Genomic DNA, 17,483 nt, shown 5'->3' with positions numbered 1-17,483 from the left:
CGAATGGGGGGCAAAAAATGAAACTGCCGATGAAGACGTCGCTGGGCCTTAGCATCGCCCTGCTCGCGCTCGCCGCTTGCCAGCGCACCGGCAGCATGAACGGCAAGACCGATGCCGATGTGAAGCTGACCGCCTATCCCGAGCGGGTCTATTGGGGCGACACGCATCTCCACACCAGCAATTCGGTCGATGCGTTCGCTTTCGGGGCGAAGCTCGGTCCGGAAGACGCACTCCGCTTTGCGCGGGGCGAGGAAGTGACCGCGACCGGTGGCCTCAAGGCAAAGCTCGACCGCCCCCTCGATTTCCTCGTCATCGCCGATCACTCGGGCGGGCTGGGGGCGACGCAGGCGTTGTACGATGCGCCGCGCCTGTTCATCCGCGACCCGACCCTGCTGCGCTGGCACGATACGATGCACGAGGGACCGCAGGGGCGACTGAAAGTCACCGCCGAGCTCATCGACCTTGCGGGGCGCAACGCGCTACCCGAGGCCTTGCGCGATGTCGAAGCGCAAAAGAAGCGCACGACCAAGATCTGGACGACGCACAGCAGCATCGTCGAACGCTATAACGAGCCGGGCAAGTTCAGCGCGTTCATCGGCTTCGAATACACGCTGATGCCGCGCGGCGACAATTTGCACCGCGTCGTTATGTTCCGCGACGGCAAGGAACGGACGGACAAGGTGCTACCCTATGATCCGGGTCAGGGCGACACGCCGGTCAGCCAGCTATGGGACTATATGGACGCCTATACCAAGGCGACGGGCGGGCAGGTGCTCGCCATCCCGCACAACAGCAATGTGTCGAACGGCCTGATGTTCGAGATGGTCGGCCCCGGCGGCGGTCCGATGACAGCGGCCTATGCGCGTAGGCGTGCGGCGCACGAGCCGTTGGTCGAGGCAACCCAGATCAAGGGTGACAGCGAGGCGCATCCTTTCCTCTCGCCCAACGACGAGTTCGCCGATTTCGGGAAAGCCGGGTGGGACATCGGCAATCTGACGATGCAGCGCAAATCGACGCCCGACATGCAGGCCGGCAATTATGTCCGCGAAGCGCTGAAGCGCGGCCTTGCCATCGAGGCGCGTACCGGCGTCAACCCGTACAAGTTCGGCCTGATCGGTTCGACCGACAGCCATACCGGGCTTGCCACCGGCGACGAGAACAACTTCTTCGGCAAACATTCGGGTGTCGAGCCCGGACCTGCCCGCGCCTCCGCCCCGCAGAATTTGGGGAACACGCAGGGGCGCTTCGGCTGGCAATATCTGGCGGGCGGCTATGCCGGGGTCTGGGCGCGGGGCAATTCGCGCAGCGCGATCTTCGACGCGATGCTCCGCAAGGAAACCTATGCCACCACCGGCCCGCGCATGACGGTGCGCTTCTTCGGCGGCTGGGATTTCGGCAAGGACGCGCTGAAAGGCGACTGGGTGAAGGCGGCCTATGCCGCAGGCGTACCGATGGGCGGCGACCTGACCGGTCCGAAGGGCGCGCCGAAGTTCATCGTCTCGGCGCTGAAAGACCCCATCGGCGCGAACCTCGACCGTGTCCAGATCGTCAAGGGCTGGATCGACGCGGGCGGCAAGCTTCACGAGAAAATCTTCAACGTCGTGTGGAGCAGTCCCGAAACGCGCAAAGCTATCGGCGACAGACTGACACCGGTCGGCGATACCGTCGACATCGCGACCGCCAGCTACAGGAACACCATCGGCGCGCCGCAACTGGCGACGGTGTGGACCGACTCCGAATTCAATCCGGCGCAAAAGGCGTTCTACTATGTCCGCGTGCTCGAAATCCCGACACCGCGCTGGGTGCTGTTCGACGTGCTGCGCTACAAGGCGAAATTGCTGCCCGGCACGCGTCTGAAGGATCAGGAGCGCGCCTATAGCTCGCCGATCTGGTATCACCCTAAGGGATGATGCTGATTGAACTGGCCAAACGGCTTGTACGCGAGCCGCTGGTCCATTTCCTCGCGGCGGGTGCGCTGATCTTCGCGGTCTGGGGCGGTGGCAGTGACGTCGCCGACCGCACGATAACGGTGACCGAGGCGCAGGTCGGTGGGCTGACCGGACAATGGGAACAGCAATGGCACCGCCAGCCGACACCTGCCGAAGTCGACGGCCTGATCCGCGACCTGATCAAGGATGAGGTCTATTACCGCGAGGCGGTACGGATGGGCCTCGACAAGGACGACATCATCATCCGCCGCCGGATGCGGTCGAAAATGGAATTTCTGGTTGCGGCGCAGGCGGAAAACGAGGTGCCGGGCGACGCGGCACTGCAAAGCTGGCTCGACACGCACCGGCGCGACTATGCGACGGCTCCAGCGCTGAGTTTCGACCAAATCTACGTCGGGAGCGATCCCGAACACGCGCGGCTGGCGCTCGCGCAGCTAAACAAGGGCGTGGACCCGGCGACATTGGCGCAGACACTGTCGGTGCCGTCAAAGCTCGATGACGCGCCGTCCGGCGATATTGACCGCCAGTTCGGCGACGGCTTTGCCAAGGCCCTTGCCGCACTGCCGCCGGGGCGCTGGGCAGGGCCGGTGACGTCGGGATTCGGCCAGCACCTCGTCCGCCTGCGAAAGCTGACCCCCGGCGCGGTGCCGCCGCTCGCCAGCGTGCGGAAAGCAGTCGAAAACGACTGGCGCGAGGCGAACCGCGTCGCGCGCGAGAACGCCGCCTATCAGGCGCTGCTCGACGGCTATACCATCCGGATTGCCAAGCCCTGATGCGCCGGTGGCTGTGGATCGCAATGATCGCGGCGTTCGCGCTGGCCGGGCCAGCCAGGGCCGACGAACTCCGGCCCGGCTATCTCGAGATCACGCAACAGGATGCGCGCATCTGGCACGTCCGGCTAAAGGCACCGGTAAAGGGCGGCCTTGCGGCGAACGCTAACCCGGCGATGCCCGCCTATTGCAAGGCCGCGCCACCGGCCCGTCACCTCGATGAAGGCTGGCTTTATTCGGACTGGCGCTACGACTGCGCGCAGTCCTTGGTTGGCGCGAAAGTCGGCCTATCGGGCCTCGACAGGACCGTTACCGACGCACTGGTCCGGATCGCGCCGCTCGGCCGCCCGGTTCAGGCCGCGCGGCTTACAGCCACGTCGCCGATGACAGAAGTTGCGGCCCGCGCGGGGTCGGCACAGGTTGCGGGCACCTATTTCGTGCTCGGCATCGAACATATCCTCAGCGGCTACGACCATCTGCTGTTCGTGCTGTCGCTGGTGCTGCTGCTCGGCGGCGGCTGGGTCGTGGCGCGCACGGTGACGGCGTTCACCATCGCGCATTCGATCACGCTGGCGGGTGCGACGCTCGGCTTCCTCGGCGTCAGCCAGCGACCGGTCGAAATCTGCATCGCGCTGTCCATCGTCTTCCTCGCAGTCGAAGTGGTGAAGCGCGACCCCTTGAAGCCACGACTCTCCGAACGCATCCCCTGGGTCGTCGCTTTCCTGTTCGGCCTGCTCCACGGCTTCGGCTTTGCCGGGGCACTTGCCGAAATCGGGATGCCGGAAGGCGAAGTCCCGGTGGCACTACTGACCTTCAATCTCGGCGTTGAGGCGGGCCAGCTCGCCATCGTCGTCGCCGCACTCGCCGTGCTCGCCCTTATCGCCCGTGCATCAGTCCCGGCGCTGGCGATGTTCCGCCGTGCCGCCGCCTACCCCATCGGCAGCATCGCCGCCTTCTGGATGATCGCGCGGATGGTGGGGTGAGAGGCGTGTAGATGGCTCCTCTCCCCTTGCGGGAGAGGAAAGCGAAGCTTGGCAGCTTGCTGCCTAGCGCAGCTTGGAGAGGGGGGCGGCGCTGCGCGCCGCGCGCGGCATGGCCGCGCACCCCCTCTCCCCGCCGCGCTGCGCGCGTGTCGCCCTCTCCCGCAAGGGGAGAGGGAAGTCGCCGTCAGCTCACCCGCGTCGCCGACGACCGGAACAGCGGCCACGCCAGTTGCTCGGCGGCGGTCACCGGCGGCAAATTCTCGACGCCGATCTCCGCCGGGTACCGCCGCGTGATCTTGGCCGTGCCGAACAACACGTCCCAGAAGAACAGCAGATTGCCGAAATTGCCTTTGTAGTTGGTGATGCCGTCCGACGCATATTTGCCGTGGTGCGCGCTGTGCGTCGCGGGCGTGGAGATCGTCCGTTCGACCAACCACATCACCGGCGACAGCCATTTGACGGCATAGAGCGGCCGGTCCCAGCGCACGTCCGAATGCGCAGCGATGATGACCAGCATCTTCACGCAAACATAGGGGATATAGACCGCCCCCAGTCCGAGGTAGATCAGCGCGCCCGAGAACCACAGGCTGGGCATGGTCAGATAGTAGAAGAAGTTGTTCCGGTAGACGATCCGCACCGACATATATTCGCCGCTGTGGTGCGCGCGGTGGAGGTTGTAGAGCCACGGAAAGCTGTGCGACGCGCGGTGCCACCAATATTGCATCATGTCGTCGAACACGAGGAACAGCGCGACCTGTGCGAGGATCGGCAGTCCGGCCCACGCGCCCGCCGCGTCGGGCACGACAAGCGCCATCAGCGTGTAGGCCATCAGAAGGATCGCAGGTTGCGTCACGGTCAGCAGGACGACCGAACCCACGACTTCGACCCAGGCATCGCCGCGCGTCTGGCCCGGCTTGTGGAAGAAATCGGTCCGCCACATCTCGACCAGCGCGAAGGCGAGAAAGATGCCGGGTACGATGAGCGCCTCGACTCTCATGCCGCCTCCCTCCGCGCCAGCCCCTTTTGTGCCATCCGCCATTTCATCTGGTCGAAGCGATCCTGCCCGAAAAAGGGCTCTTTGTCGAAAACCATCAGCGGCACGCCGTAATGGCCGCCGAGACGCTGGGCATCCTGACTGGCCTTGATAGCACGGTCGTAGCGGTTGGGGTCAGACGCAATCTGCGCGTCGAGCGTTGCGAGATCGAGGCCCGCGCGTTCGGCGGCGTGGGCTAAGTGATCGCCCAGATGCCAGTCGCGCACCGCTCCGCCGAAGATCAGCGAGCTGACCTCGTCGAGGAAGGCAAGTCCCCTGCCCGCTTCCGTCGCCGCCTGCCCCAGTTGCGTCAGGCGATAGATATAGGGCTGCTCCTTGGGGTAGGTCCGCGTCGCCATGTCCATCACCACCGGATCGGGGCTCGGCCAGCCGAACGGCAGCCCCAGGAACTCGGCACAACGAAAAATGTCGCGCATGAAGTACGGCAGCCACAGCGGATCGTTCTTGTCGAAGAATTCGGGCTGGCGAACCGCGATCGGATAGACGACGCGCACGTTGCAGGTCACGTCGAAGTCGCGTTCGAGCGCCACCAGCCGCTTGGTCACGAAATAGCTGTAGGGCGAGCGGAACGACCAGTAGAGATCGTAGGAAAGCGTCATGCGCCTGCCCCCGGCTTGGCGACCTTCAGGATGCAATCGACGAACCCGGCGGGATCGTCTTCCTGGATGAAATGCCCGCCCTTGAGCGTCGTGTGTGGCTGTCCGGCCGTCCCCGGCACCCGCCCCACGAACAGAGCTTCGCCGCCGCGCGTGATCGGGTCGCTGTCGCTGAAGCAGCACAGGAAGGGCTTGTTCCAGCGGTCGAGCACTTCCCATGCCTTCAACTGGTCGGACACCGCGACATTCGGCCCCAGCGGCACAAAGGTCGGGAAGATCCGCGCGCCTGCCTTGTAGCGACCGTCCGGGAAAGGCGCGTCATAGGCGGCGACTTCGGCGTCGGACAGGCCGCGTCGCGTCCCCGTCTTCACGATCCGGCCGATGGGGAAGAGTGGGCTGTACTTCGAGAAGGCGCGCCAGATCGCAAAGGCGCGGGGCGCGGGCTGGCCCGCCGGCAGGCCGCCGTTGGACAGCACGACGCCATTGAACCGCTCGGGCATCTCGGCAACCAGCCGGAGGCCGATCAGCGATCCCCAGTCCTGGCAGGCCAGCGTGATATTCTGGAGGTCGAGTTGCTCGATCCAGCGCCGCATCCACGCGACATGCCGCGCATAGCTGTAGTCGCCCTTGCGCGCCGGTTTGTCCGACCGGCCGAAGCCGATGAGGTCGGGCGCGACGACGCGCAGGCCCGATGCGGCGACGGGGCCGATCATGTGCCGGTAGAGATACGACCAGGTCGGCTCGCCGTGCATCATCAGCACGACCGGGGCATCGCGCGGCCCCTCATCGACATAATGAAGGCGCAAGACCGTGCCGTCGCGCGGGTCGCCGATATCGGCATAATGCGGCGCGAACGGAAAATCGGGGATCGCATCGAAAGCAGCGTCGGGCGTGCGCAGGACTTTCACCGGACACTCCCGATCCGCCAATCTATTGGCATATCCAATGTCATTTCATCGCTGCGTGGTCAACTCGCACGACCACCGCCGCTAGCCTTCGGGCAGGTCGGCGAGCGCGTTGTGCAGCAGGCGATGGACCACGGCCTGTGCCTTATCGACCGCCAATTGCTGGTCGTGGCGCAACAGGCGCCATGTCTGGAAGCTGAGGATCACACTGAGTCCGCTGGCCGCTGCCTCGTCCTCTGCCACCGATGCAGGCAACTGGGCTTCGACCGCCGCAGTCTCGAGACTCAGCATCCGCCGATAGTCCTGCATGAGAAAGGCCGATTGAAAGCGCTTCAGATTGGCCGATATCCGGTAAGGAAGGATCGTCTCGAAAACCTTGGCGCGCCGCTCGGCGATATCGAACAGTCGCTGCTTCCAGGTCGCGCCGACCGGTGCTTCCGCAATGATCGGCCGGACGCGGGCCTCGATCACTTCACCCATCTCCCGGTAAAGCGCGTCCATGTCGTCGAAATGGCGAAAGACCGAGCGAAGGCCGACTTCCGCCTGCTCTGCGACCCGCGCGGCACTGGGGTTCACATCGCCGTTGCCGACAAGGTCGAGCATGGCCGCCACGATTTTCGCGCGGCTCGACCGGCTGCGCTCGAACCGCCCGTCCGACCGGCGCTCGTGGTCGCCGCGCTCCGTTCGATGGGCCTTGCCGTTTGTCATTTCGTCCAATGTCACGGCAAATCGCCGGTATGACAAGCGTGGTGGGCCCGGCAGGACTCGAACCCGCGACCTAGCCGTTATGAGCGGCCAGCTCTAACCAACTGAGCTACAGGCCCACACACCGGGACGCGCTAGCGGAAGAGCGTCGCCCCTTGCAAGCGACGTGCAGGTTCAGGCGGGTTGCACCTCGGCACGCGCGGCGACTGCGGGAAGCGCGAGCGCGAACCGGTCGGGCAGGATAACCAGACTGCCCCCTGCCTGCGCCGCCAGCCGGGCGACGAGCCGCAGGGTAAAGCCCAGCCCGAGCAACGGGGCATCGGGCCAGTCGCCGTCGGGTCCGTAACCGGGGTCGAGCAACGTCGCCTCTTCACGTCCCGCCAACGCCGCCGGACGCGATACCGCAAACACGACGTCGGCGGCGCGCGCCTCGACGTCGGCACTCACGCTTTCGCCCGGCGTCGCCACGGCACTTGCGGCAGCGAGCAGTCGCGCGATCATGCGCTCGACAAGGGTCGATGCTGCCGCCACCGGTGCGGCAAAGGCGGGGCCGCGCATAGCCAGATCGACGCCCCGCGCCGACAGTGTCGGCCGGTGCTGCGCGCAAACCCGCGCCGCGATGCCCGCGACATCGGCTTCGTCGGGCGCGTCTGCCGCGAGCCGCCCGCTATCGAGCCGTGCGCTGGTGTCGAGGTCGTCGACCATCGCCACCAGCCGTTCGGCCTCGCTCATGATCGTGCGTGCGCGCTCGCGGTACCTGAGCGCCGCCGGACCCAGCATCTGCTTGTCGATCATTTCGGCAAAGCCCTGGATCGCGTTGAGCGGGGTCCGGAGTTCGTGAACCAGCTGGCGCAGCGAATCGGGCGCGATACCGCCGACCCGGCTGGGGCCGTCGGCACGTTCGTCCTGGCGCGGGCGGCGCGCCGTGCCACGATAACCGCAGAAGCGCCCGTCAGCGGGATTGAACAGCGGGGCGCCCGAGATCAGCCAGTCGCCGCCTGCCCCGCCGAGTCCGGCGACCACCAGCCGCGCGTCGTGGAACGGTGCGCGGCGACGCCACGCACCCGCCGCCTGTCCGTCGACACCGGCAATGCCGAACGTCGCGGCATCGGCGATGCTCATGCCGACAATGGCTTCGCGGCTCGCACCGTCGATCCAGTCGATGGTCCCGTCGGGCATGGTTTCAAAAACAAAGCCGTCGGAATGTCCGGCATCGCCCTGCCCGACCTGCGGTTCGCCGGAAACCGGCTCGCCCAAATCCGGGTCGCCCGCCTGGGGCATCGGGACGCGCTGGCGATAGGCGGCAATGCGATCGACAAGCTCGCGAATCTGGGTGACGCCCGGCGCGGCCTCATCGACCTTTGCAGCGACTGTCGAGGGCGGCAAGGTGAGGTCTGCCGCCGCGAACCGCCCGAGCATCGTCACCGCCGCCTCGGGCAGGTCGCGGCGATTGCGCAGGATGTTGCGCGCGGCCGCAGGCATCGACGGGATCGCCTGTTGCCAGTCGACGGGGCCGAGGTCGGCACGGGCCAGGAACGGGGCGGCGACGGCAGGCTCGTCGCGGGCGAACAGGACCGCCAGCGCGGGGTCGGCGGTCCGTCCGGCGAGACTTGCCGCGGTCATCCGCCGGTCGGCCACCGGCACCATGTCGCGCAACGCCGCCAGCCGTTCGAACGCCGCGCCGCGCGCATCATGGTCGAGCGCCGTACCGGCCTGCGCGACGATATCCACGATCTGGCGCCATGACGCCGCACGCGCGCCGGCATCCCCGTCGGCCAGCCGCATCGCCGTGGTCAGCATCGTATCGAATCGCCCGGACATGCGCGGCCTGAAATCCCCGAAATTCGCGCACGACAAACCCATGCCGAAACCGGATTCCCTAATGGCTGTGCCCGCCCGCGCAAGCGTCCAAAATGGCACGTCACAAGCTGGGACAGGCGCGATGCGCGAGCAACAATATTATCCTATAGCCATGTCGCGCGGAATCTTGATACAGGCACGCCATGGCACGCCCCCTCGATCCGATCGACCGACAGATTCTGCGCGAGTTGCAGGTCGACGGTCGCATGACCAACGTCGAACTTGCCGGCCGTGTCGGCCTGACCGCGCCCCCCTGCCTGCGCCGTGTCCGCACCCTGGAAGAGGAAGGAACGATCCGCGGCTATCATGCCGAACTCGACGCCGGACGGCTCGGTTACGGGATCACCGTGTTCGCAATGGTGAGCCTGAAAACCCAGGCCGAAGCGGATCTGAAGGCGTTCGAAGCCCATGTCGCGGGCCTCGACCCGGTCCGCGAATGCCATATGCTCAACGGCGAGATCGATTTCATGCTGAAAATCGTCGCGCACGACCTGCAGGAATTCCAGGCGTTCCTGACGACGCACATCACCCCCGCACCCAATGTCGCCGGGGTAAAGACGTCGCTGACGATCCGCACGGCAAAGTCGCTGTCGGGCGTTCCGGTCCGCGCCGAGGACACGTACCGGTAACGCCCGACGTTCGGCTTCAGGCGGTCGTGGCCGGCACGTCCAGGTAAATCATCCACAGACCGGCGATTTCGGCACGCGGCCCCTTTACCGCGGAAAAGGCAGCGCGTGCGCCTTCCTTGTCGCCGCTCAGCGCCAGTGCGATCCCCAGCCGAGTGTTGATCGTGTCGGCATCGGCACCCGTCTTGGTCAGCGCCGAGCGATAGAGCGGCACCGCCTTGGCGTACTGGCCATAGCTCATATAGGCGTCGGCGGTGCCCATCGACGGCCGCGCTGCGGCCGAAGCAGCGGCGGTTCTTTCGCTGGCGGGCAGGCTTGCCATATCCGCCGTAATCTTTGTCGCGGCCGCCGAGCGCAGTTCCGCGAGATTCTTGCTGGTTGCGAGCTTGGCATCGCTGCTCACGGCCAGATCGACGACCGCCTTGGTCTCGCCCGGCAGACCGCGCTCGCTGGCGATCGCGGCATAGTCGAAATAGTCGCGCTCGCCCGCAATGCTCTTCGACGCGCGCATCAGGCGATAGAGATCGAGCGTAATCTGCCCGTCCATCTGCTTGCTGTCGCGATAGAGCACCAGCACGCTGCGCCAGTTGCTTGCCGTGGGATAGGCCTTGACCAGCATCCCGCCCCATTTGACCAGCTCGGGACCGTTCTTGGCGTTATAGGCGGCACCGAGCGCCCGCTCATACCAGTCTTGCGGCACCGGCTGACCTGACGCCTTTTGCGCGGCAATCCCCTGTTCGGCATAGGCGAGGCCGGGCACATATTGTTTCTGTTTGAAGCTGATATCGGCGGCCATGATGAGCAGCTCGGGCGGCTTGTTACCCAGCCGGATCGACTCGTTCAGATAGGCCAGCGACTTGACGTAGTCCTTGGCGAAATAGGTTTCGCGGCCCAGAAGATAATTGACCTGGCCTGCCTGTTCCGGCGGTGTGGCACCGCTTGCCAGCATCGCTTCGGCACCGGCGATCGACCCCGGCGTGTCCTTCAGGTTCGCGGCGATCTGATAAGCGAACAGCCCCGCATAATATTTGTCGTCGGGCGTCGTGGCGGCGGCCTGCGCGGCACCGAGCACCGCCCTTGCGCCGGCGAAATCCTTGGCCGTCATCGCTTTTTGAACCGGCTGCGCGGCAGCGCGGAATTCCTTCGACAGGTTCGGCCCCTTGACGGGCGCTGCGGCGGGCTTTTTCTGCGCCACAACCGGGGAGGCAACGACACCGAGCGCGAGGACGGCAGCAATCGCCAGACGGGAAACGGGTTTCACTCTTCTCTCCTTGCCTTGTCCGATACGGGGCAGACTCCCCGATTACTCCCCGCGCCGCACCGACACAAGCCAAGTGCACCTTGCGGAGCCTCGGACGAGCGCTAGGGACAAGCTGATGAACGAATACCGAACCGCAAAATCTTTGGTGGTGGGCGCGGGGGGCATCGGCCTGGCGCTCGCCGACCAGTTGCGGATGCGCGGCGAAGTGACAATCTGGAGCCGATCCAGCGGCATCGACGTCACCATCGAATCCGACATTGCGGCAGCGGCGCAATTATTGGCCGGCGATCTGGCAACCGTGTTCGTCACCACGGGCATGCTCCACGACGCGACCCAGCGCCCCGAACGCGCGATGCGCGAGCTCGACGCCGGACAGCTGGCGCGCAGTTTCCTGGTCAACACCATCGCACCCGTGCTGGTCGCCAAGCACGTCCTGCCCCGCCTGCCCCGCGACCGGCGCGCCGTATTCGCGGTGCTCGGCGCGCGCGTGGGGAGCATCGGCGACAACCGCACCGGCGGCTGGCACGGCTATCGCGCGTCGAAGGCGGCGCTGGTAATGCTCGTCAAGACGCTCAGCATCGAGCTGAAGCGCACGCACCCGCACGCGGTCTGCGTGGCGCTGCACCCCGGCACCGTCGACACCGCCATGAGCAAGCCGTTTCAGGGCAATGTCGCGCCCGATAAGCTGTTCACTGCCGAATTTGCCGCGGAACGTCTCCTTGCCGTGGCTGACGCCCTGACGCCTGCGGACAGCGGCGGGCATTTCGCATGGGACGGTACGCGGATCGCCCATTGACCGGCCCCGCGCGCCCGCGCGCATGCGAGGCTGGCGTTGGCCGGATGGGACCGTTAGGGCGATTGTCATCCAACCGTAACCCGAAAGATTCGCGCGTTCCATGAGCGACGACACACCTATCGCCGACCCTTCCGATATTTCGCCGATCAACATCGTCGACGAGATGAAGTCGAGCTATCTCGACTATGCCATGTCGGTCATCGTCGCGCGCGCCTTGCCCGATGTGCGCGACGGGCTGAAACCCGTGCACCGCCGCATCCTGTGGGCCTCGCAAGAAGGCGGCTTCGTCGCGGGCAAGCCGTACCGCAAGTCGGCCAAGATCGTCGGCGACGTGATGGGCAATTACCACCCGCACGGCGATTCGGCGATCTACGATGCGCTCGCACGCATGACGCAGGACTGGTCGATGCGGCTGCCGCTGATCGACGGCCAGGGCAATTTCGGGTCGATGGACCCCGATCCGCCTGCCTCGATGCGTTATACCGAAGCTCGACTGGCCAAGGTCGCCAATTTCCTGCTGGCGGACGTCGACAAGGAAACGGTCGATTTCCAGCCGAATTACGACGCGCAGCGTGAAGAGCCGCAGGTGCTGCCCGCGCGCTTCCCCAACCTGCTCGTCAACGGCGGCGGCGGCATCGCGGTCGGCATGGCGACCAACATCCCGCCGCATAATCTGGGCGAAGTCATCGACGCCTGTTTCGCCTATATGAACGACAGCAGCGTCACGTCCGAAGACCTGTATGCCATTGTCCCCGCCCCCGATTTCCCGACAGGCGGCTTGATCCTCGGCACCCACGGCGCGAAGTCCGCCTACACGACCGGACGCGGCTCGATCATCGTGCGCTCGCGCCACATCGTCGAGGAAGGGCGCGGCGACAAACGCGCGATCGTCCTCACCGAAATTCCGTTCCAGCTCGGCAAGAACGGCCTCGTCGAAAAGATTGCCGAAGCGGTCAAGGACAAGCGCATCGAAGGCGTCGGCGAAATGCGCGACGAATCGAACCGGTTCGGCGTGCGGATCGTGATGGAGCTGAAGCGCGACGCCAGCGTCGATGTGGTGCTGAACCAGCTGTGGCGGCACACGCCCGCTCAGTCGAGCTTCCCCGCCAACATGCTGGCGATCCGTGGCGGCCGTCCGGAAACGCTGACCTTGCGCGACATGATCGAAGCGTTCGTGAAGTTTCGTGAGCAAGTCATTACGCGCCGGTCGAAATTCGAACTCGCCAAGGCGCGAGAGCGCGCGCATTTGTTGCTCGGCCTCGTCGTTGCCGTGTCGAACGTCGACGAAGTCGTGCGGATCATCCGGGGTTCGGCCAGCCCTGCCGTCGCCCGCGACGCGTTGCTTGCCCGCGAATGGCCAATCGACGAGATCTTGCCCTATATCATGCTCGTCGAGGCGATGGAGCCGCAGGCCGGCGCGTCGATTTACAAGCTGTCCGAACTGCAGGTCAAAGCGATCCTCGACCTGCGTCTCGCGCGCCTGACCGCGCTCGGCCGCGAAGAAATCGGCGATGAATTAAAGGTACTTGCGGGCAGTATCTCGGAATTGCTCGAAATCCTTGCCGACCGCATCAAGCTCTATGCCGTCATGCGCGAAGAGTTGCAGGCGGTGCGCGACGAATTCGCGACGCCGCGCCGCTCGGAGATTACCGCCGCCTTCGACGGCATCGACGACGAAGCGCTGATCGAGCGCGAGGAGATGGTCGTCACCGTCACCATGGCGGGCTATATCAAGCGTACCCCGCTCGAAGCCTTCCGCGCGCAGCGACGCGGCGGCAAGGGCCGCGCCGGTATGGCGACTAAAGACGAGGATGCGGTCACTGAATTGTTCGTGACCAGCACCCACACGCCGGTGCTGTTCTTCTCTACCCACGGCAAAGTCTATCGCAAGAAGGTCTGGCGCTTGCCCGAGGGTGGGCCGAACACGCGCGGACGACCGATGGTCAACCTGTTGCCGCTGGCCGAGGGCGAGACGATTTCGACCGTGCTGCCATTGCCCGAGGACGAGGACAGCTGGTCGGACCTGCATGTGATGTTCGCGACTGCTAAGGGAAATGTCCGGCGCAACTCGATGGATTTGTTCGCCAATATCCCGACGGCAGGCAAAATCGCGATGAAGTTCGAGGGCGACGATGCCGACGACCGGCTGATCGGGGTCGCGCTGCTGACCGAGGAAGACGATGTCCTGCTCGCCACGCGTCAGGGTCGTGCGATCCGTTTCAAGGGCGACGACGTCCGCGAGTTCCAGTCGCGCAACTCAACTGGAGTGCGTGGGATGCGGTTAGCTGACCGCGACGGAGTAATTTCGCTGTCGATCCTGCATCGTTCGGGGGCCACGCAGGAAGAGCGGGAAGAATACCTACGTCATGCACCTTGGAAAGAGCGTCGACCCGACCTTCCGCCATTGCCACAGCGTGAAATGTCGGACGAAATGTTCGACCGGATGCGCGACAATGAGCAATTCATCCTGACTTTGGCCAGCAACGGCATGGGCAAACTATCCTCGGCCTACGAGTATCGGCGAACCGGTCGCGGCGGCCAAGGCATCTCCAACATCGATATCAAGGGCGAAGTTGAGGTTGTCGCCAGCTTTCCTGCCTCTCATGGCGACCAGCTCATCTTGGTCACGGACCAAGCAAAGATGATCCGGCTTGACATCCAACTCCGTCACCTGCGGATTGATGACGAAGGATTCCGCGTCATAGGGCGCGGTACGGCGGGCGTGAAGCTGTTCGACGTGGCGAAGGACGAACATGTCGTGAGCGCCGCACGGATCGAGGAGAGCGAAGCCGAAGCCGTGCTGGTGGAGGGCGTCGAGTTCGAAACCGCGCCAGACGACGGCGCAACGATCGGCGACGACGCGGCGGAAGGGCCTGAGGACGGGCAGTGAAGCCCGGCAACAATCGCGTCCTGATCATCGCGCTCGCCGCCAATATCGGCATCGCTGTCGCCAAGTTCGTGGCTGCCGCAATCACCGGATCGTCGGCGATGCTGACCGAGGGCGTTCACTCCCTCGTCGACTCCACCAACCAGCTCCTGCTGATGTATGGGCAGAAGCGCGCGGCCAAGGCACCCGATGCCATGCACCCCGCAGGCTATGGCCGCGAGCTGTATTTCTGGAGCTTCGTCGTCGCGCTGCTGGTGTTCGCGCTGGGTGCGGGCGTGTCGGTTTACGAGGGGGTGCTGCACATCCTCGAACCGGAAGACGCCGTTTCGCCGCTTATCGCCTATGCCGTCCTTGCAATTGCCTTCGCCCTCGAAGCCGGATCGACCTTGGCAGCCTTCCGCGAATTCAATGCGGCGCGCGGGCCCAAGAGCTGGTGGCGCGCGCTCACCGACACCAAGGATGCGACGATCGTTATCGTCCTGCTCGAAAACGGCGCCGCGATGGCGGGGATTCTGCTCGCCGCCGTCGGACTCGGCCTTTCGCAAATCACCGGCGACCCGCGCTTCGATGGCATAGCGTCCGTCCTGATCGGCGTCCTCCTCGCCGTCGTCGCGATCTTCCTCGCGCGCGAGGCCAAGGGCTTGCTGATCGGCGAGGCGGCGGACCCCGAACTCGTTCTCGGCCTGCGCCGCGCAGCCACCCGTGAGGGCGTAATGGGCATCGGCGAGATCATGACGCTCCATAATGCGCCCGAACAGATCGTCGCCGCGCTCAACGTCGATTTCGACGACCGCCTCACCGCAGGCGATGTCGAGCGCATCGTCGACGAAATCGAGACAGCGGTTCAGGCGGAATTTCCGAGCGTCACCCGCGTCTATATCCGCCCGCACGAGGATGCTGGAATGAAATTCGGGCCGACGCGAGGGCGGCTGTGAACCCGATAACCGCCTACAAAATCCTCACAGCAGACCAATGGGCGACGTTCGAACGTGACGATGTGTTCACCGGTGCACCGGTCGATCTTGCCGATGGCTATATCCATATGTCGACCGCCGATCAGCTCGACGAGACGCTGGCCAAACATTTCGCGGGGCAGACAAACCTCACGATCGCCGAGATCGATCTGACCGCGCTGGGCGATACCGTCCGCTGGGAGGTGTCGCGCGGCGACCAGCTGTTCCCCCACATCTACGGTGTGTTGCCCATGACTGCGGTTCGCGGCACAGTCACCCGATAGCGGCGCGCAGCCGCACGAGGGGATAAGTCTATGATCGCTACGCTTTTGCTCGCCGCCGCCGCTGCCGCTGCCGCGACACCTGCTCCGAACGATTACAACCTCGGCCAAAACTGGCTTTGCCGCCCTGACCGCCGCGATGCCTGCACGATCCCGCTCGATGCCACCGCGATTACGCCCGACGGCACAATGACTGTGACCCCGTTTGTGCGCGCCAAAGCGCCCGAGGCCGATTGCTTCTACGTCTATCCTACCGTCTCGTTCGACCGCACCGGCAATAGCGACATGGTCGCGAACGAGGAGGAGCGCAAAGTCATCGAGGCGCAGTTTGCGCGCTTCGGGTCGCAGTGCCGGACCTTCGCGCCGCTCTATCGTCAAGTCACGCTGTCCGCGCTGCAATCGGTAATGTACGGCAGCCCGATCCCGCTCGACCGCGAGCTAGCCTATACCGACGTCCGCGCGGCGTGGCGGCATTATCTGGCCAACGACAATCAGGGTCGCCCGTTCGTCCTGATCGGCCACAGCCAGGGCTCGGGCGTGCTCAAGCGCCTGATTGCCGAGGAAATCGACGGCAAACCGCTCGCCCGCCAGATGTTGTCGGCGATATTGGCTGGCAGCAACATCCTCGTCGCCAAGGGCAAGGACACCGGCGGCGATTTCAAGACAACACCGCTATGCCGCAAAGCGACGCAGACCGGCTGCATCGTGACCTATGTCAGCTTTCGCGACACCGCTCCGCCGCCCGCCAAATCGCGCTTCGGCAAAAGCGACAAACCCGATCTGGAGGTCGCCTGCACCAACCCGGCGGCGCTCGGTGGCGGCAAGGCAGAGGCGCACAGTGCCTTTGCGGCAGGCCGCTCATGGGAAATGGCGCGCGACACCGGCCCGTGGAGCAAGACCGGCGCCGCCAAGACCGCGTTCGTCACCCTGCCCGGCCTGATCACGGCGCAATGCGCCAGCACCGACGGCGCAAACTATTTGTCGGTTCACGTCAATGCCGACCCCGCCGACCCACGCACCGACGATGTGCCGGGCGACGTTGCGGTGGGGAAGACCGTGCTCGCCGATTGGGGCCTGCACCTGATCGACGTCAGCCTCGCCTATGACGATCTGGTCGCACTGGTCCCGCAGCAGCTGGCGGCGTGGAAGGCGGGCAAACGCTAGCGCCGGTCCTGCGCCAATGTCTGGGTGATACCCCGGGCGATCAACACCTGTCCGCCGAAATACAGCGGCCAGATCAGCAGCCCCGGCACCGGCGACCCCGCCAGCGGGCCGAGCTTTGCAAAGATCAGCAGGTCCGACGCCACGAACATGACCGCGCCCAACCCCACGCGATAGCGCGGAAAGCGGCTGACCCAAGCCGTCGCCGCCATTATGCCGAGCCAAAATGCATAGGGGACGATGTCGATCCTGTAGGTAAGCACCCAAGCGATCAGCGGCGTGGCCAAAGCGAGCGTAACGGCGAGAGCCCGCTGCGTGCGGGTCCACACCGGGCGCTGATTGCGCCCATAAAGATGGGCAGCAATTAGATGCCCGAACAGGAACGCGAAGGCTCCCGCCGTCAGCCCGACCGCCTCAAGCAACACATCGCCCAGAGCCCCGAACGCCATGACGGCGGCGATCAGCCAGCCGTCGCGGTCCCTCGCCTGCAACGCGCACCATAATGCCAGCAACGCGACACCCGCGCCCTTCCACGCAATCGCCACTGGACCCGCGACGCCCAGCGGACCGGCGAGCAGATAGCTCGTCCCCGCGACCAGCGCCGCCGCGAAAATCCGGCGCAAGACCCGTTCATTCCCCATCGCCCACCCCTGCCCGCCACCCTGCTGCAACGCAACAGGCGACAAATTCGCAAAA

The 17,483-nt window shown here is 65.2% G+C and carries 16 protein-coding genes and 1 tRNA gene; 9 read left to right on the top strand and 8 right to left on the bottom strand.

All coding sequences use genetic code 11. From position 1 onward, the window contains the following. The first annotated feature begins 17 nt into the window (after positions 1 to 17). From M0209_RS03580 to M0209_RS03570, 3 genes are read left to right on the top strand one after another with little or no spacing between them, the layout of a single operon-like run. Positions 18 to 1,910 (top strand): DUF3604 domain-containing protein, encoded by a 1,893-nt coding sequence (locus tag M0209_RS03580; RefSeq protein WP_258886932.1) that lies wholly within the window; start codon positions 18 to 20, stop codon positions 1,908 to 1,910. Continuing rightward, positions 1,907 to 2,722: a peptidylprolyl isomerase gene (locus M0209_RS03575; protein WP_258886931.1), complete on the top strand. Its 816-nt coding sequence runs from the start codon at positions 1,907 to 1,909 to the stop codon at positions 2,720 to 2,722. The genes M0209_RS03580 and M0209_RS03575 overlap by 4 nt, the downstream gene beginning before the upstream one ends. Further along, entirely contained in the window at positions 2,722 to 3,702 is a 981-nt protein-coding gene (locus tag M0209_RS03570) for a HupE/UreJ family protein (RefSeq protein ID WP_258886930.1), read from the top strand. The genes M0209_RS03575 and M0209_RS03570 overlap by 1 nt, the downstream gene beginning before the upstream one ends. Positions 3,703 to 3,886: 184 nt before the next feature. Here the strand turns inward: M0209_RS03570 and M0209_RS03565 are convergent, their stop codons facing one another. The 6 genes from M0209_RS03565 to M0209_RS03540 form a co-directional block, all read right to left on the bottom strand. After that, on the bottom strand, positions 3,887 to 4,699 hold the full coding sequence (locus M0209_RS03565) for a sterol desaturase family protein (protein ID WP_258886929.1): 813 nt from the start codon (positions 4,697 to 4,699) through the stop codon (positions 3,887 to 3,889). Then, positions 4,696 to 5,355: a 2-hydroxychromene-2-carboxylate isomerase gene (locus tag M0209_RS03560; protein WP_258886928.1), complete on the bottom strand. Its 660-nt coding sequence runs from the start codon at positions 5,353 to 5,355 to the stop codon at positions 4,696 to 4,698. The genes M0209_RS03565 and M0209_RS03560 overlap by 4 nt, the downstream gene beginning before the upstream one ends. After that, positions 5,352 to 6,260: a haloalkane dehalogenase gene (locus M0209_RS03555; protein ID WP_258886927.1), complete on the bottom strand. Its 909-nt coding sequence runs from the start codon at positions 6,258 to 6,260 to the stop codon at positions 5,352 to 5,354. Before M0209_RS03555 ends, M0209_RS03560 begins: the two co-directional genes overlap by 4 nt. 81 nt (positions 6,261 to 6,341) lie before the next feature. After that, the gene (locus M0209_RS03550; protein WP_258886926.1) at positions 6,342 to 6,965 is read right to left on the bottom strand and encodes a TetR/AcrR family transcriptional regulator; all 624 of its coding nucleotides are present in this window, start codon (positions 6,963 to 6,965) and stop codon (positions 6,342 to 6,344) included. Positions 6,966 to 7,004: 39 nt separating this feature from the next. Further along, positions 7,005 to 7,081 (bottom strand) — tRNA-Ile (locus M0209_RS03545). 55 nt (positions 7,082 to 7,136) lie between these two features. After that, the gene (locus M0209_RS03540) at positions 7,137 to 8,783 is read right to left on the bottom strand and encodes a HAMP domain-containing sensor histidine kinase (protein ID WP_258886925.1); all 1,647 of its coding nucleotides are present in this window, start codon (positions 8,781 to 8,783) and stop codon (positions 7,137 to 7,139) included. A gap of 182 nt (positions 8,784 to 8,965) precedes the next feature. Here M0209_RS03540 and M0209_RS03535 point away from each other — a divergent pair, with 182 nt between their 5' ends. Continuing rightward, complete coding sequence (locus tag M0209_RS03535; RefSeq protein WP_258886924.1) at positions 8,966 to 9,451, top strand: Lrp/AsnC family transcriptional regulator; 486 nt, start codon at positions 8,966 to 8,968, stop codon at positions 9,449 to 9,451. A 16-nt stretch (positions 9,452 to 9,467) separates the two neighbouring features. Here the strand turns inward: M0209_RS03535 and M0209_RS03530 are convergent, their stop codons facing one another. Next, entirely contained in the window at positions 9,468 to 10,709 is a 1,242-nt protein-coding gene (locus tag M0209_RS03530) for a hypothetical protein (RefSeq protein ID WP_258886923.1), read from the bottom strand. A 115-nt stretch (positions 10,710 to 10,824) separates the two neighbouring features. Here M0209_RS03530 and M0209_RS03525 point away from each other — a divergent pair, with 115 nt between their 5' ends. From M0209_RS03525 to M0209_RS03505, 5 genes are all read left to right on the top strand, one after another. Beyond that, entirely contained in the window at positions 10,825 to 11,505 is a 681-nt protein-coding gene (locus tag M0209_RS03525; RefSeq protein WP_258886922.1) for an SDR family NAD(P)-dependent oxidoreductase, read from the top strand. Positions 11,506 to 11,605: 100 nt separating this feature from the next. Beyond that, positions 11,606 to 14,395: a DNA gyrase subunit A gene (gene gyrA, locus M0209_RS03520; RefSeq protein WP_258886921.1), complete on the top strand. Its 2,790-nt coding sequence runs from the start codon at positions 11,606 to 11,608 to the stop codon at positions 14,393 to 14,395. Next, positions 14,392 to 15,327, top strand: a complete 936-nt coding sequence (locus M0209_RS03515; RefSeq protein ID WP_258886920.1) for a cation diffusion facilitator family transporter — start codon at positions 14,392 to 14,394, stop codon at positions 15,325 to 15,327. The genes gyrA and M0209_RS03515 overlap by 4 nt, the downstream gene beginning before the upstream one ends. Continuing rightward, entirely contained in the window at positions 15,324 to 15,629 is a 306-nt protein-coding gene (locus tag M0209_RS03510) for a DUF952 domain-containing protein (RefSeq protein ID WP_258886919.1), read from the top strand. The genes M0209_RS03515 and M0209_RS03510 overlap by 4 nt, the downstream gene beginning before the upstream one ends. A gap of 30 nt (positions 15,630 to 15,659) precedes the next feature. Continuing rightward, entirely contained in the window at positions 15,660 to 16,790 is a 1,131-nt protein-coding gene (locus M0209_RS03505; RefSeq protein ID WP_258886918.1) for a DUF3089 domain-containing protein, read from the top strand. Here M0209_RS03505 and M0209_RS03500 read toward each other — a convergent pair. Beyond that, a complete protein-coding gene (locus M0209_RS03500; RefSeq protein WP_258886917.1) occupies positions 16,787 to 17,428 on the bottom strand; it encodes a lysoplasmalogenase in 642 nt (213 codons plus the stop codon). The two genes, M0209_RS03505 and M0209_RS03500, sit on opposite strands and share 4 nt — an antisense overlap. Positions 17,429 to 17,483 lie beyond the last annotated feature (55 nt).

This window comes from Sphingomonas sp. SUN039, assembly GCF_024758725.1.
In the GTDB taxonomy this organism is placed as follows: domain Bacteria; phylum Pseudomonadota; class Alphaproteobacteria; order Sphingomonadales; family Sphingomonadaceae; genus Sphingomonas_O.
This window is presented reverse-complemented; position numbering and strand designations above follow the sequence as displayed.